Source organism: Halomonas sp. C22 (genome assembly GCF_007655045.1).
Classification (GTDB): domain Bacteria; phylum Pseudomonadota; class Gammaproteobacteria; order Pseudomonadales; family Halomonadaceae; genus Vreelandella; species Vreelandella hamiltonii.
In genome coordinates, this window is sequence record NZ_VBVC01000007.1 from 23,440 (window position 1) to 38,968 (window position 15,529).

Sequence of the window (15,529 nt, forward strand, 5' to 3'; positions counted from 1 at the left end):
TAAAACACAAAATAAAAACTATTCAATATACAAAAATAAGCAAGCGCACCATGCTCAATGGGCCGCGTGCTTCAGGCTCGTGGCCATCGTTCATAATAACAACGCTCGCCCAGCGAGCTTCGGAGACACCATGAAAACCCTCATCACTGCCGTGGTCGCCAGCGCCGCCTTGCTGTCGGCGACCACCAGCCAAGCCAACGAGCGCCTGTTGATTGGCTCGACGTCCAGCTCCTCCAGCCATTACAGCTACTTCGTGGCCGTCAACCAGATCATCAACAATCAGGTGGAAAGCGTCAGCTCGTCGGTGGCGGAAACCGGGGCCACGGTCGATAACCTGCGCCGCTTGGGCCGCAACCAGATCGATATGGGCCTGGTCACCACCAATACCGGTTACCACGCTTACGCTGGCCTTGACGATTTCGATGGCAGGCCGGTGGATAATCGCTTGCTCTGGGTCTACACCGTTGCGCCCCAGAATGCGGTGATGCGCCAGGATGCCAATGTCACCAGCTTCGCTGAGCTGGATGGCGTTCGCTTCAACCCAGGCATTACCGGTTCAGCGACCGAAAAAACCACGGAAGCCGTCATGCGTACGCTGGGTATCGAGCCCCACTACGTGCGGGGTTCCACGACCGATATGGTGGACGCCATGAAAGACGGTCGTGTCATGGGGTCGGTGAAGTCTGGTGTCGGAGAGCGGTTGGATGGCTCCTCGATGGACATTGCCACGTTCACGCCCATCAGCGTGCTCTCCCTGAGCGATGAGCAGGCAGATACGCTGCGTGAAGAGATGCCGGACGTGGCGATCATCACCATTCCCGAAGGGGCGGCGGAAGGTATTCCCGAGTACACCACCTGGGCGTTTGGCGTCGCCGTGCATGCTCACCCGGACATGGATGAAGAAACCGCCTACCAGATCGTCAAGGCGGTCATGGAGAACCCCGAGCCGCAAATCAATGCCTTTGCCGCCATGCGCGATGCCGATATCGCCCAGATGACTTTGGAAGTCGGCAGCGTGCCGCTGCATGCCGGTGCGGCGCGCTATTTCGAAGAGCAGGGCCATGAGATTCCCGACGCATTACGCCCAGTTCAGTAAGGCAGTGCGGAGACGATGATCATGCGCGAGTTCTTTGCCAAAAGCCTGGCCCTGCTGTTGGGTGGTCTTATCCTTTACACCTCGGCCACGGGGCCTTTCGAAAGCTTGATTCAGCGAAGCATTTTCCTCGCGCTGGTCATCCTGCTCGGCCTGGCGGTCTACCCCCTCGGGGCGGGCACCCGTTGGCGGCCCATGGGGGCGGCCATCGACATGGTGCTGGGCATCGGGGTGGTGCTTGCCTGTGGCTACGTGGCGTTGAACCACGAGTCGATACTGGTCGAACTGCCCTGGGCCACCCCGCGAGATATGCTGTTCACGGCACTGCTGCTGGTGGCGATTCTGGAGCTCTCTCGTAGAGCGATCGGGATCATCTTCCCGCTATTGATCGTGGCAGGGCTTGCTTATGCCTGGCTGGGTGCTGCGATTCCCGGGCCCCTTGGACATCGTGGTTTCGACCTCTTCTACATGACCGAAACCATCTACCTGGGGGACTTGGGCGTCTGGGGGATGCTGGTGGGGGTGGCGGCGACGACCATTGCTGCCTTTGTGCTGTTTGGTTGCCTGCTGCTGCATACCGGCGGCGGCAATACCTTCATGGACTTGGCACTGCGCATCAGCGGGCGCTCGCCCGGTGGGGCTGCCAAGGTGGCTACGGTCGCGTCGGGGCTGTTCGGCATGGTCAGCGGCAGTGCCGTCGCCAACGTGGCCACGACCGGCAACTTCACCATCCCGATGATGAAGCGCTTGAACTACCCCCGACCCTTTGCGGCAGGGGTGGAAGCCGTGGCCTCGACGGGCGGGCAGATCGCTCCGCCCATCCTGGGGGCAGCGGCCTTCATCATGGCGGAAATCCTCGGCGAAAGTTACCTGCGTATCGCGCTGGCGGCGCTGCTGCCTGCCATCCTGTTTTACCTGGGAGTCTTCATCACCATTCATCTGGTCGCGAAGCGTCGCCAGCTGCAAGTGGTGCCGGAAGACGAGCTGCCTGGCTGGTCCGAGGTGATGCGGCCAGAGCGTATCATTCCCATTCTGGCAGCGTTGGGCGGGCTGTTCTACGGCGTGCTGAGCGGTCGCTCCATTCAGATGTCGGCGTTCTACGGCATTCTGATGACCGTGCTCACCTTTGTGCCTTTTTCGCTGATCGCGCGGGTGCCGCTCAGGGAGATCGTCGGCAAGCTGCTGGCTGGACTGGTGGATGCCGGCAAGGGAATGGTCATCATTGGCGTACTGTTGGCGGGCGCCCAGATTCTGGTCGCCATGATTGGCATGACCGGCATTGGAGTAACGCTGGCCAGCCTGATCGTGACCGTGGGTGGCGAGTCTCTGTTCCTGGTGGCCTTCATCGTGGGCGGTGTCTGCCTGATTCTGGGCATGGGGATTCCCACGACGGCCGCTTACGTGCTGGTGGCTTCGGTACTGGCACCGGCCCTGACGGCCATCGGGGTCGAGCCGTTGATTGCGCACTTGTTCGTGTTCTATTTCGCCACGCTCTCCGTCATTACACCGCCTGTCTGTATCGCTGTCTTCGTGGCCTCGGGCATTGCGGGCACCAATTGGCTGCCCGCGGCGATGGAGTCGGTGCGCCTGGCGGCGGCTATCTACGTCATCCCGTTCCTGCTGCTGATTTACCCCGCGCTCGCCGGGTTCGGCAGTGCCTTGGACATCGCTCTGGCCAGTTGCCAAGGCGTGGTCTTCGTGGTGGCATTCGCGGCGCTCATGTCCCGGGTAGCCATGACGGGCTGGCGGATACTGGACGTTGCAGCGTTATTGGTCGTGATAGGCCTCGCCCTGACGCCGGGGTGGCTGACCACGCTGCTGGCGCTGGGCATGGTGGTGGGCCTGTTTTTGCGTCGTCGTCATTACCTGCTGTCAGCGCCCGACGAGCATTCTGACCGCGGCTTGCCAGCCAGGGAGACTCATTGATGAGCTTTTTACTAGGAAGTGGAGCCGGGTTCTCCGGCGACCGAACCGATGCCGCCGAGGCGGTCGTGGCCGAGTTGATCAAACGTCAGCAGCCCTGTGCGCTGGTATTCGAGACCCTGGGCGAACGTACCCTGGCGGCCGCCCACCGCGCCATGCGTGAAGAGCCCGCCAGCGGCTTCGAACCGCTGCTCGAAGAGCTGCTGGAGCCGATACTCAGTGACTGCCTGGCCCACGGTATCAAGGTATTGGGCAACTTTGGCGCAGCCAACCCGGCAGGGGCGTGCCAGCTCGTGGCCGAGCTGGCCGCCAGGCACGGCTGTGCGCATGCGCGTATCGCCCAGGTGCAGGGTGACGATATTCGTCAGCGTCTGTACCAGCTCGACCTTCAGCGCTGGGAAGCCGAGCGGCTGGAAGTGCCGGGCCACGAAGCGCTGATTTCGGCCAATGTCTATCTGGGGGCGGCGGCTCTGACGGAGGCGCTGGCGCTGGGGGCGGATGTGGTGGTCACCGGGCGCGTGGCCGACCCGGCACTTTTCCTGGCACCTTTGGTGCACCACTTCCAGTGGCGCTGGGACGACTGGGACCGGTTGGCTTGCGGCATGATGGCAGGGCACCTGGCGGAGTGCGGGGCACAAGTCAGCGGCGGGTACTTTGCCGACCCAGGCTTCAAGAACGTGCCGGGGCTCGCGACGGTGGGCTATCCGATCATCGAAGTCGAGCAGGATGGGCGGCTGGTGATCACCAAGCCCACCGGCACCGGCGGCTGTGTAACGGTTCAGACGGTCAAGGAGCAGCTGCTTTATGAAGTGCACGACCCTGCCAACTACCTGACGCCGGATGTCACGGTGGATTTGTCGGCGGTGGAGATCGAGGAGCTGGCACCCAACTGCATCGCGGTGACGGGCATACGCGGCAAGCCTGCCCCGGAACGACTGAAGACCACCGTGTGCTACGACGGCGGTTGGCAGGGCGAAGCGGAAATTTCCTATGCCGGACCCAACGCGCTGGCCCGGACACAGCTGGCCGCTCAGGTACTGCGCGAGCGGCTCTCTTTCAGAGCCCCCGCAGACCTTCGCTTTCGCCTGGACATCATTGGCCTGGCCAGCGTGTTCGACAGCGATAGTGGCGAGCTGCAGCGCACGATGTCGGAGTCGACGCAAGGAGACTACCGCCTGAGGCTGGCCGCCGAGCACGGCGAGCGCCGCTGGGTGGCAAGGGCGACCCAGGAGCTGCTGGCACTCTATTGCGCTGGCCCTGCAGGCGGGGGAGGCGTGCGACGCCAGTTTCAGCGGCGTGTGTTCACCGCGTCCTATCTGGTCAAGCGTAGTGACGTCGAACCACGGGCCACGATATTCGAGCCCGTTGCCCGCCCGGAACCTGCGTGTTCTCGAAAAGCCGGAGGTGATCAACATGCTGTACGCTGAGCAAGCCGCGACGAGCGCGGACACCCGTGTTACCCAGGCGCTGCATCGCGTCGCTCATGCGCGGGCGGGCGACAAGGGGGAGCGCTTGAACATTGCGCTGTTCGCCTATGATCCTCAGGACTATTCAGCCTTGCTGGAACAGGTCACGGAAGCGCGGGTATTGGCGCTTTTCGCACACCGTGGGGCAAGCCGGGTGAAGCGCTACCCGCTGCCTACCTTGTCGGGCATGAATTTTGTCATCGACGACGTGTTGCAAGGCGGTGTCAACGGTGCCCTCAACCTGGATGGGCATGGCAAAACGCTCTCCTTCCTGCTGTTGGGCATGGAGGTGACGCTGTCGCGCTCTGCTTAGTCATGGGCGGTGTCGTCGCGGGGGAGCAAGACGTGGCTTAGCGTCGTCATACCCTGCTGACAATCTTGAATGAATCTTACGGGACCCGACAACCGGCCAGTGTCCGGTGATGAAGTATCATCGCCCCCTGATGCAGGCTATTCTGTTTGGCAAGGTCAAGATCGCCGACGCGGTGAACGTGCAAATGATTAGCCTCGACCAGGCCCCTCAGGGTTACGCTGACTTCGATGGCGGGGCGGCCAAGAAATTCGTCATCGACCCCCATGGTAGCGTGGCTGCCTGAGCCGCAGCGCCCCGCGCGTTTCGAGGAGCGCCAGCAACTAGATAGAGAGTACGTCAACACCGAGTATGTCAACACAGAGCACGACCCTGGACGGCACCCTGCGGGGGCCGTCCTTGCTCATTTGGGTATAGCCGATCCAGACAATAACGAGTAAGCCATGACCGTCCAGACCGTGACCTCCAAGCGCCGTTTCCGCGCCAAACCCCGTGGCCGTGAGCTCGAACCTCAACTGCTCGACGAGTTGCGTGAGCTGTTGGGCGACGAACGCCAGGACGCGTCGCTACGCCGCCGCGACCTGCTGATCGAACACCTTCATGTGCTGCAGGATCGTCGGGGGCATCTGCTGCTGGCGGACTTGCGTGCCCTGGCGGCCTACATGAACCTGCCCATGGCGGCCGTTTACGAGACCGCCACGTTCTACGCACACTTCGATGTCATCCATGATGACCAGTCGCCGCCGCCGGCGGTGACCATTCGTGTATGTGACTCCTTGACCTGCCAACTGGCGGGGGCCGAAGCGCTCAAGGCGCAGCTGGAGGCCAACACGCCGATCGACCAGGTGCGGGTGCTTCGCGCGCCCTGCATGGGGCGCTGCGACACGGCGCCGGTGGTGGAAGTCGGGCACCACCACGTGGCGTTTGCCACTCAAGCGCGTATCGAGTCCGTGATCGCAGCGGCACATTTCCATCCTGCGCCCGTGGAGTGGCAGCGGCTGGAGGCGTACCGTCGTGAGGGCGGCATGGCCCTGCTCCAGGAGTGTCGCGATGGCAACGTCGCAGTGGAAGCGCTGATGGAGGCCATGCAGCAGGCCAATTTGCGCGGCCTGGGCGGGGCGGGCTTTCCCACCTTCAAGAAGTGGACGTTCGTGCGCCAGGAGGCTGGCCCCCGGTACTGCGCTATCAACGCCGACGAGGGCGAGCCCGGCACCTTCAAGGACCGCTACTACCTGGAGCGCTCGCCCCATCAGTTTCTCGAAGGTGCCCTGGTCAGTGCCTGGGCGGTGGAGGCCGAGGCGCTGTATATCTATTTGCGCGATGAGTACCCGGCCCTGCACGGCGTCCTGCGCGAGGCGATTGGCGAGCTGGAAGCTGCGGGCCTGGTGGCGCCTGGCTACATCGTGCTACGGCGCGGCGCAGGGGCTTACATCTGCGGCGAAGAGTCGGCGATGATCGAGTCGCTGGAAGGCAAGCCGGGCAAACCCCGCCACCGGCCGCCTTTCGTTGCTCAGCAAGGGCTCTTTGGCCGCCCGACGCTGGTCAACAACGTCGAGACCGTTTACTGGATTCCCTCGATCTGGCAGCGCGGCGCCGAGGCGTTCGCCAGCCAGGGGCGCCATGGCCGCGTGGGGCTGCGCAGTTTCTCGGTCTCGGGCCGGGTCAAACGCCCGGGCGTATATCTGGCGCCTGCGGGCATCACGCTCAGCGAACTGGTTGACGAGTACTGCGGCGGCATGGCGGAAGGACATCGCCTGGCCGCCTATCTGCCCGGTGGCGCCTCGGGCGGCATTCTGCCCGCCGCCAAGGCCGACATTCCCCTCGATTTCGATACGCTTCAGGAGCACGGCTGCTTTATCGGCTCCGCTGCGGTGATCGTGCTTTCCGATCAGGACGACCTGCGTGGGGTGGCCACCAATCTGCTGGCTTTCTTTGCTGACGAGTCCTGCGGCCAATGTACCCCTTGCCGGGTAGGCACGGAAAAAATGCTGACACTGCTCGAGCGCAATGAATGGGACGCCGGGCTGATGACGCAGCTTTCCCAAGTGATGATAGATGCTTCCATTTGCGGGCTTGGCCAGGCGGCACCGAACCCGGTGCTGGGCTTGCTCAAGAATTTTCGCAGCGAACTGGCTGCCCAGCACATCATCGTCAAGGGATAAGGGAGACGACCATGAACGAACAAGACCCGACCCTCGGCTCGAACGAATCTTTCAGCCTGACGCTGGATGGCGTGGAGGTGAACGCTTACCCCGGTGAAACGCTGTGGCAGGTGGCCAAACGTGCCGGTGACACCATACCGCACCTGTGTTTCAAGGATGCCAGCGGTTATCGTGCCGATGGCAACTGCCGCGCCTGTATGGTGGAAGTCGAGGGCGAGCGTACCCTGGCGGCCAGCTGTTTACGTCAGGCAGCGCCTGGCATGGTGGTCAAGAGCGTAAGCTCCCCGCGGGCACAGTCGGCGCGCAAGATGGTCATGGAAATGCTGCTGGTGGATCAGCCTGAGCGCGACCAGAGTCCGGACCGCGCCAGCCACTTCTGGGCCATGGCCGACCAGCTGGCCATCGACGCCACCGAGGTGCGCCGCACACTGCCCCGCCGCGACGAACGTCAGGCCACCACCGTGCACCATGTCACGCCTCGGGCGCAAAGCCTGGCGCAGGACGCCAGCCACTCGGCCATGCGCGTCAACCTGGACGCCTGCATCGAGTGCAACTTGTGTGTGCGCGCCTGTCGCGAGGTGCAGGTCAACGATGTGATTGGGTTGGCGCACAGGGGGGCAGCGTCCAAAATCGTGTTCGACTTCGACGATCCCATGGGCGAGAGCACCTGTGTGGCCTGCGGCGAGTGCGTGCAGGCCTGCCCCACAGGGGCGCTGATGCCTGCCACGGTGGTGGATGCCGAAGGGCGAGGTGACTCGTCTGCGGCTGACCGCAAGGTCGATTCGGTGTGCCCCTACTGCGGCGTAGGCTGCCAGCTCACCTACCACATCAAGGATGACGAGATCCTTTACGTGGAAGGCCGCGGCGGCCCCTCCAATGAAAACCGGCTGTGTGTCAAAGGTCGCTTCGGCTACGACTACCCGCGCCACCCCTCTCGGTTGACCACTCCGTTGATTCGTCGCCAGGGCGTGGTCAAAGGTATCGACCCGGACTTCGACCCGGCCCACCCCTTGACTCATTTCCGCGAGGCAAGCTGGGAAGAAGCGCTGGATGTGGCGGCCAGCGGGCTCGTCCGCCTCAAGCAGGCCCATGGCCCCAATGCCCTGGCGGGCTTTGGCAGTGCCAAGTGCTCCAACGAAGAAGCGTGGCTATTCCAGAAGCTGGTGCGCACCGGGTTTGGTTCCAACCATGTGGATCACTGTACACGCCTGTGCCACGCCAGCTCGGTGGCGGCGCTCATGGAGTGTATTGGCTCGGGGTCGGTCACCGCGTCCTTCATGCAGGCAAGCCAGGCCGACGTGGTGATTCTGACTGGCTGCAATCCGTCGGTGAATCACCCTGTCGCCGCGACCTTCTTCAAACAGGCCGCCAAGCGCGGCACCAAAATTCTGATTCTCGACCCCCGCGGGCAGGCGCTGGACGCCTATGCTCATTTGAGCGTGCGATTTGCGCCGGGGGCCGATGTGGCGCTGTTTAACGCCATGCTCAATGTGATCATCACCGAAGAGCTCTACGATACGGCTTACATCGCCGACCATACCGAAGGGTTCGAAGCGCTGAAGACCCACACCATAGACATGACGCCCGAAGCGATGAGCGGCCTGTGTGGGGTCGAGCCCGATACCATTCGCGAGGTGGCGAGGCTTTATGCCACCGCCGAGCGGGCGATGATCTTCTGGGGCATGGGTATCTCCCAGCATACCCACGGCACCGATAACGCCCGTTGCCTGATCTCGCTGGCACTGGCCTGCGGACAAACCGGGCGGCCGGGCACCGGCCTGCACCCGCTGCGTGGTCAGAACAACGTTCAGGGCGCGTCGGATGCGGGGCTGATACCCATGGTGATGCCGGACTATCAGCCGGTCAGCGATGCCCAGGTACGCAGTGCCTTCGAGGAGCTGTGGAATATTCCGCTGGATCCGACGCCAGGGCTCACCGTGGTGGAGATCATGGATGCCATCACCGCGGGCACCATTCGCGGCATGTACATCCAGGGCGAAAACCCGGCCATGTCCGACCCGGATCTGGCCCACGCCCGGGCAGCGCTGGCCACGCTGGAGCATCTGGTGGTGCAGGATCTGTTCGTCACCGAGACTGCCCAGTTCGCGGATGTCATTCTGCCAGCCTCCGCCTGGCCCGAGAAAAACGGTACCGTCACCAATACCAATCGCCAGGTGCAGCTGGGCCGTGCGGCCCTGCCGTTGCCGGGGCAGGCGAAACCGGATTGGTGGATCATCCAGGAGATTGCCAAGCGCTTCGGGCTGGGCTGGGATTACCTGCACCCACGGGATGTCTTCGCCGAAATGAAACAAGGCATGGCCTCGTTGAACCATATCTCCTGGGAACGCCTGGAGCGTGAGGAGTCGGTGACCTACCCCTGTGCAGCAGAGGATGCCCCTGGGCAAGACGTGGTGTTCAGCGAGGCTTTCCCGACGCCGAGCGGTAAAGCCAAATTCTCGCCCACGCGCCCCATCCCGCCCGATGAACCGGTCGACGCCGAGTATCCAACGGTACTGACCACCGGGCGTCAGTTGGAGCACTGGCATACCGGTTCCATGACCCGCCGGGCCAAAGTACTCGATGATCTGGAGCCGGAAGCCGTGGCGAGCCTGGCCCCCGCCGAACTCGTGCGCCTTGGGTTGGCACCGGGGGATGAGCTGACGATCACCACGCGACGAGGCGCCATTACCCTCAAGGCGAGGGTGGACCCGGGCATGCCGGAAGGCATGGTCTTCGTGCCTTTCTGCTATGGAGAGGCGGCGGCCAACCTGCTGACCAATCCGGCGCTGGACCCCTACGGCAAGATTCCGGAGTTCAAGTATGCCGCATGCCGCTTGAGCCGCAGCGTTGGCGCTGAGGAGGCGATGCCAGCCCTGTAAAGGTTATCCTGCAACGCACCTGGCCCGCATAAGCGGGCCAGGTCGTTTGATAGCGTTACTGTGTCTCGGTGGCGGCGTTAGCCTTGGGCAAGCTGTAGCGAAGGCCTGTCGTAGCCTGAGTTTTCCAGCATGCGCGCAGCGTACCAGTTGATAAAGTCGATGACGCCGAACTCGTAGGTTTCGGAGTAGGGGCCTGGCTGGTAAGCCTTTGAGTTGATACCGCGCTGATTCTCTTCGGCGAGTTGGCGATCCTGATCATTGGTCGCGTCCCACACCCGGCGCAGCTGTTCGGGGTCGTAGTCCACGCCTTCGACCGCATCCTTGTGCACCAGCCATTTGGTGGTGACTACGGTTTGCTGTGGGCCAAGCGGCAGGACGCGGAAGACCACGGCGTGATCGCCCATGAAGTGGTTCCACGAATTGGGCAGGTGCAGGATACGCAGCGAGCCCATGTCGGGGCTGGTCTAGCGGCCCATCAACTTCTTGCAGCCGGGCTTGCCGTCCATGGTCATGGAGACGATGCCATCCAGCAAGGGGGTGCGCGTCAGGCGATTACGCTTGCCAAATCGTTTCAACTGATACGGCACCTGTTCTTGGTCCCAATCGGCCTGCTTGCGTGCCACCAGCGCTTTGTAGGCGGGCGTGGCACGGGGGTCGTCGGTATCATCGAACTCTTGCAACGAGTTCAACAGCTCCGGGTGCGAGCCGTTGCAGTGGTAGCATTCACGGTTGTTCTCGATCACCAGCTTCCAGTTGGCCTGCTCGACGATACTGGACTCCACGGCAACCTTGACGTTGTCCATCTGGTAGGGCGCAAGGTAGTGCTCCAGGGTTTCCAGAAAATCGTCGATGGCGGGCGGCTCATCGCTCAGATTGATGAATAGGAAACCACCGGCAGTACACACACTGACCGGCTTCAGGCCAAATTGGTTGAGGTCGAAATCGCTGCCCATTTCGCTACCGGCAAACAGCAAACGGCCATCCAGCTCGTAGGTCCACTGGTGATACGGGCAAACCAGCTTGGCCACCTTGCCTTTGTCCTTGACGCAAAGCCGCGAACCACGGTGGCGGCAGACGTTATGAAACGCGTGAATGGTGCCCGCATCTCCCCGCACGATGACGATGGGGTTGTCACCAACCTCCAGAGTCATGAAATTGCCCTTGGCAGGAATCTCACAGGTCATGCCGGCAAACAGCCACTCTTTTTCGAAAATTTCCTGCATATCGAGGGCGAACAGGCGCGCATCGTTGTAAAACGGCTGTGGAAGCGAAAAGGTAGGCTTCCTGGTTTGCAGCATGTGGGCCGTTGACTCACGCGCGGCGGCCAGTGGGTCGTCCAGCATCATAGAAACACGTTTTTCCATACCAGTATCCTCGTACGTCACCTTCTCTCTTTCGAGAGCTGTGAGCCGGCCATTAGTCAAAGTTGTTTATCTTGTCGTTGTCGTGCGTAACCTGGCGCTTCATTCAAAGGTGGTCTGTCTTCTCGGCAGATTGTGTTGCAGGCAACTGGCGTCCAGTTGTCTGGCCGCGACATCAGATGGCGTCGTGGCGACTAAAACAGCACTTTCTAAACGATAAGGCGTGGTGTGAGACAAGTGTGCGTCGCTGTCAGGTAAGTCGGTGGGCAGGGGCGTCCCCAAAATGCATTCCAACGGTGCTGGCCGTATGGCAGATACGGTTCGGTGATGCATAGCGACGAAGGCTGGTCAGGCAGAGGCGACAATGACAACCAACTACTTCAATCCGGTCACGACCCAGACCTGGACCAACGGCCGTCACCAGGTGCGTTGTGTCAAAGTCATCCAGGAAACTCAGGATGTGCGCACGTTCTGTTTCATGGCCGAGCAGCCCGTGCTGTTCTTCTTCAAGCCCGGTCAGTTCGTGACCCTGGAGCTGGAAATTGATCACCAGCCCGTCATGCGCTCGTATACCATTTCCAGCTCTCCCTCGATCCCGTACAGCTTTTCCATCACCGTCAAACAGGTGCCGGGAGGCAAGGTATCCAATTGGTTGCACGCCAATCTCAAGGTGGGCGACGAGCTCGTCGTGCATGGCCCGGTGGGCAATTTCAATTCCATCGACTTCCCGGCGGAAAAGGTGCTGTTTCTCTCGGGTGGGGTAGGGATCACGCCCTTAATGTCCATGACGCGCTGGTTTTTTGACACCAATGCCAGTGTCGATGTCGAGTTCGTGCATAGTGCCCGTGCCCCCCGCGATGTGATTTATCACCGTGAGCTGGTGCATATGTTCTCGCGTATTCCTGAGTTCAAGTTGCATATCATTTGCGAGAGCAAGGAAGACATCGGTGAGGCGTGGGCGGGGTATCGAGGCTATCTGACCCAGCCGCTGTTCGAGCTGATCGTGCCGGACTTCATGGAGCGGGAGATTTTTTGCTGTGGCCCGACCCCCTACATGAACGCCATCAAAAATATTCTGCGGGCCAACAACTTCAACATGGATCACTACCATGAGGAGTCGTTTGGTGCGACGCCAGTTGAGGTACGTGAAGATGTTCTTGAGCTGGCCGAGCAGGCCGAGGCAGAGGCCGAAGATGTCGAGGTCAGTGAGCTGTTCAGCATAGAGTTTGCCTCATCCGGGAAAAGCGTGCGGATTCAGCCGGGCGAAACGGTTCATTCTGCGGCAGCCAAGCTGGGTCTGCATATCCCCAAGGCGTGTGGGATGGGAATCTGCGGTACCTGCCGCGTGCCGCTCAAGTCGGGCGAGGTAGAGATGGAGCATAACGGCGGGATTACCGAAGAGGACGTCGAAGAGGGCTATATCCTGTCGTGCTGTAGTCGCCCGAAAGGCAATCTGGTCGTGGATTTCTAACGCGACACGTCGCGCTTCATCAGCCTTCCAGCGCCCTGAACGGCCGTCGCCCGTTCAGGGCGTTTGTCGTTATAGCGGGGTCTGAATCAGCGATGCCGACGATGTCGCAAATGCATCCCCTGGTGACGTCGGCAAGCATCCTGGGCTGGATGACCAACGCTAGTATCGCGGTAACAACACGCTGATAGGGACCTTGGTTGACCGCAACCCGGACTTATCGGCATCGGACAGTCAGCCCCGCACTGAATAACGAGTGACCAATGAGGAGGCGGTAATGCTTCAGAATAATTTTTCCCCCCGCGCACGTTTGGCCAGCTACGACTCGCTGCTGGCGGAAGCCATTGCCGAAGAGACGGCCCGCCAGGAAGCACACATCGAGCTGATCGCCTCCGAAAACTACACCAGCAAGCTCGTCATGGAGGCGCAGGGTTCGCAGCTCACCAACAAATATGCCGAGGGCTATCCGGGGCGTCGCTATTACGGTGGGTGTGAGTTCGTCGACAAGGTGGAGGCGCTGGCCATCGAGCGCGCCTGCGACCTGTTCAGCGCCAACTATGCCAACGTGCAGCCGCACTCGGGTGCCCAGGCGAATGCGGCGGTGTTCATGGCGCTGGTGTCGCCCGGCGATACCGTGCTGGGGATGAGCCTGGCCCACGGTGGGCACTTGACCCATGGCGCGGCGCCCAACTTCTCGGGCAAGCACTATCACGCGGTGCAGTACGGCCTGAAGCCGGACACCGGCGAGATCGACTACGAAGAAGTCGAGCGCCTGGCGCGGGAGCATCGCCCGAAAATGATCATTGCGGGGTTCTCCGCGTACTCCCGTGTCGTGGATTGGCGGCGTTTTCGCGATATCGCCGATGAAGTAGGGGCGTATCTGATGGTCGATATGGCCCACGTGGCAGGGCTGGTGGCGGCAGGGCTCTATCCCAGTCCGATTCCCTTTGCCCATGTGGTGACCACCACGACCCATAAAACGCTGCGCGGTCCTCGCGGTGGTTTGATCCTCTCCGCCCATGGCGACGAGGCGCTCTACAAAAAGCTCAATGGCGCGGTCTTTCCGGGCCAGCAGGGCGGGCCGTTGATGCACGTGATTGCGGCCAAGGCAGTGGCGTTCAAGGAAGCCATGAACCAGGAGTTCGTGCGCTATCAGCAGCAGGTGATCGATAACGCCAGAGCGATGGCCAGCGTCTTCGTCGAGCGTGGCTACGATGTCGTGTCTGGCGGTACCGACGACCATCTCTTCCTGGTATCGCTGATTCGCCAGGAGATTACCGGCAAGGATGCGGATGCCGCGCTTGGTCGTGCGCACATCACGGTCAACAAGAATACGGTACCCAACGACCCGCAAAGCCCCTTCGTGACCTCTGGCTTACGGATTGGCACGCCAGCGGTCACTACCCGCGGGTTCGATGCCCAGGAGTGCGGCGAACTCGCCGGTTGGATATGCGACATTCTCGATGAGCTGGCCGCTGGCGCGGATACCGCGTCCATCGAACGCCAGGTGCGTGCCCACGTATACGAGGTGTGCGCGCGTCATCCGGTCTACGCCACGGCCGTCGCCGAAACCGCCGAATCCATGGCTTGACAGGAGGCTTCTATGCAACGTTATTCCGGCTTCGGCCTGGTCAAGCATGCGCTTAGCCACCACGAGAATTGGGAGCGCCAATGGCGGAATCCCACGCCCAAGAAGCAGTACGACGTGATCATCGTCGGTGGTGGTGGGCATGGTCTGGCCACGGCCTACTATCTGGCCAAGGAGTTTGGCGTCAAGAACGTGGCGGTCATCGAAAAAGGGTGGCTGGGCGGGGGCAATACGGCTCGCAACACCACCATCGTACGCTCCAACTACCTGTGGGATGAAGCGGCGGCCCTTTACGAACATGCCATGAAACTATGGGAGGGGCTCTCTCAGGACCTCAACTACAACGTCATGTTTTCACAGCGGGGCGTTCTTAACCTGGGGCATACCCTGCAGGACATGCGCGATATCCAGCGCCGGGTGAATGCCAATCGTCTGAACGGCATCGATGGCGAAGTGCTGGATGCCAAAGGGGTGCAGGCGCTGGTGCCGATCATGGACTGCTCCAGGAACGCTCGCTATCCGGTCATGGGCGCCTCCTGGCAGCCGCGTGCTGGGGTGGCCCGCCACGATGCGGTGGCCTGGGGCTATGCTCGCGGTGCCGATGCCCATGGCGTGGATATTCTGCAGCAGACCGAAGTCACCGGTTTCAAGATCCGCGATGGCCGCATCTACGGTGTGCACACCAACCGGGGCGATATCGAGGCCAAGACCGTGGGCTGTGTGGCGGCCGGCAACTCCAGCGTGCTGGCCAGGATGGCAGGCTTCAATTTGCCGCTGGAGTCCCACCCTCTCCAGGCGCTGGTTTCCGAACCCATCAAACCGATACTCGATACCGTGGTGATGTCCAATCATGTGCACGGCTACGTCAGCCAGTCCGACAAAGGCGATCTGGTGATTGGCGCGGGCATCGATGGCTATAACGGTTATGGGCAGCGTGGCAGCTACCCCACCGTGGAGCACACCCTGCAAGCGATCGTGGAGATGTTCCCGATCTTCTCTCGGGTGCGCATGAATCGGCAGTGGGGCGGCATTGTCGATACCTGCCCGGATGCCTGCCCGATCATCTCCAAAACCCCCGTGAAGGGTCTGTACTTCAACTGCGGCTGGGGAACGGGCGGGTTCAAGGCGACGCCCGGGTCGGGCCATGTGTTTGCGGCCAGCCTGGCCAAGGGTGAAATGCACCCCATCGCTGAGCCGTTCTCCATGTTCCGCTTCCACAGCGGTGCGCTGATCGACGAACACGGCGCTGCCGGTGTCGCTCACTAAAATTTGCAAAAGC

At 61.7% G+C, this 15,529-nt stretch carries 9 protein-coding genes and 2 pseudogenes; 10 read left to right on the forward strand and 1 reads right to left on the reverse strand.

Annotated elements, in window-relative coordinates:
• Positions 1-130 precede the first annotated feature (130 nt).
• The 7 genes and pseudogenes from FEU76_RS13500 (at position 131) to fdhF (ending at position 9,833) form a co-directional block, all read left to right on the forward strand.
• Entirely contained in the window at positions 131-1,096 is a 966-nt protein-coding gene (locus FEU76_RS13500; protein ID WP_144983669.1) for a TAXI family TRAP transporter solute-binding subunit, read from the forward strand.
• Positions 1,097-1,117: 21 nt separating this feature from the next.
• Complete coding sequence (locus tag FEU76_RS13505; RefSeq protein WP_144983672.1) at positions 1,118-3,019, forward strand: TRAP transporter permease; 1,902 nt, start codon at positions 1,118-1,120, stop codon at positions 3,017-3,019.
• On the forward strand, positions 3,019-4,443 hold the full coding sequence (locus FEU76_RS13510; protein WP_144983675.1) for an acyclic terpene utilization AtuA family protein: 1,425 nt from the start codon (positions 3,019-3,021) through the stop codon (positions 4,441-4,443). Before FEU76_RS13505 ends, FEU76_RS13510 begins: the two co-directional genes overlap by 1 nt.
• Positions 4,430-4,795, forward strand: a complete 366-nt coding sequence (locus FEU76_RS13515; RefSeq protein WP_052196451.1) for an AtuA-related protein — start codon at positions 4,430-4,432, stop codon at positions 4,793-4,795. Before FEU76_RS13510 ends, FEU76_RS13515 begins: the two co-directional genes overlap by 14 nt.
• Positions 4,796-4,886: 91 nt before the next feature.
• Positions 4,887-5,078 (forward strand): annotated as a pseudogene (locus FEU76_RS13520) (formaldehyde dehydrogenase, glutathione-independent); the annotation flags it as partial.
• Between the two features lie 157 nt (positions 5,079-5,235).
• Positions 5,236-6,954 (forward strand): NADH-ubiquinone oxidoreductase-F iron-sulfur binding region domain-containing protein, encoded by a 1,719-nt coding sequence (locus FEU76_RS13525; protein ID WP_144983678.1) that lies wholly within the window; start codon positions 5,236-5,238, stop codon positions 6,952-6,954.
• Positions 6,955-6,965: 11 nt separating this feature from the next.
• Positions 6,966-9,833 (forward strand): formate dehydrogenase subunit alpha, encoded by a 2,868-nt coding sequence (gene fdhF / locus FEU76_RS13530; RefSeq protein ID WP_144983681.1) that lies wholly within the window; start codon positions 6,966-6,968, stop codon positions 9,831-9,833.
• 77 nt (positions 9,834-9,910) lie between these two features.
• On the opposite strand, the pseudogene FEU76_RS13535 reads toward fdhF, so the two are convergent.
• Positions 9,911-11,197 (reverse strand): annotated as a pseudogene (locus FEU76_RS13535) (aromatic ring-hydroxylating oxygenase subunit alpha).
• Positions 11,198-11,558: 361 nt separating this feature from the next.
• Between FEU76_RS13535 and FEU76_RS13540 the strand changes: the two are divergent.
• The 3 genes from FEU76_RS13540 (at position 11,559) to FEU76_RS13550 (ending at position 15,516) form a co-directional block, all read left to right on the forward strand.
• Positions 11,559-12,665 carry a hybrid-cluster NAD(P)-dependent oxidoreductase gene (locus FEU76_RS13540; RefSeq protein ID WP_144983684.1) on the forward strand — a complete coding sequence of 369 codons (1,107 nt, stop codon included), beginning with the start codon at positions 11,559-11,561 and terminating at the stop codon, positions 12,663-12,665.
• A gap of 274 nt (positions 12,666-12,939) precedes the next feature.
• Positions 12,940-14,253 (forward strand): serine hydroxymethyltransferase, encoded by a 1,314-nt coding sequence (glyA, locus tag FEU76_RS13545; protein WP_144983687.1) that lies wholly within the window; start codon positions 12,940-12,942, stop codon positions 14,251-14,253.
• 12 nt (positions 14,254-14,265) lie between these two features.
• The gene (locus tag FEU76_RS13550) at positions 14,266-15,516 is read left to right on the forward strand and encodes a sarcosine oxidase subunit beta family protein (protein ID WP_144983691.1); all 1,251 of its coding nucleotides are present in this window, start codon (positions 14,266-14,268) and stop codon (positions 15,514-15,516) included.
• The last annotated feature ends 13 nt before the right edge of the window (positions 15,517-15,529 follow it).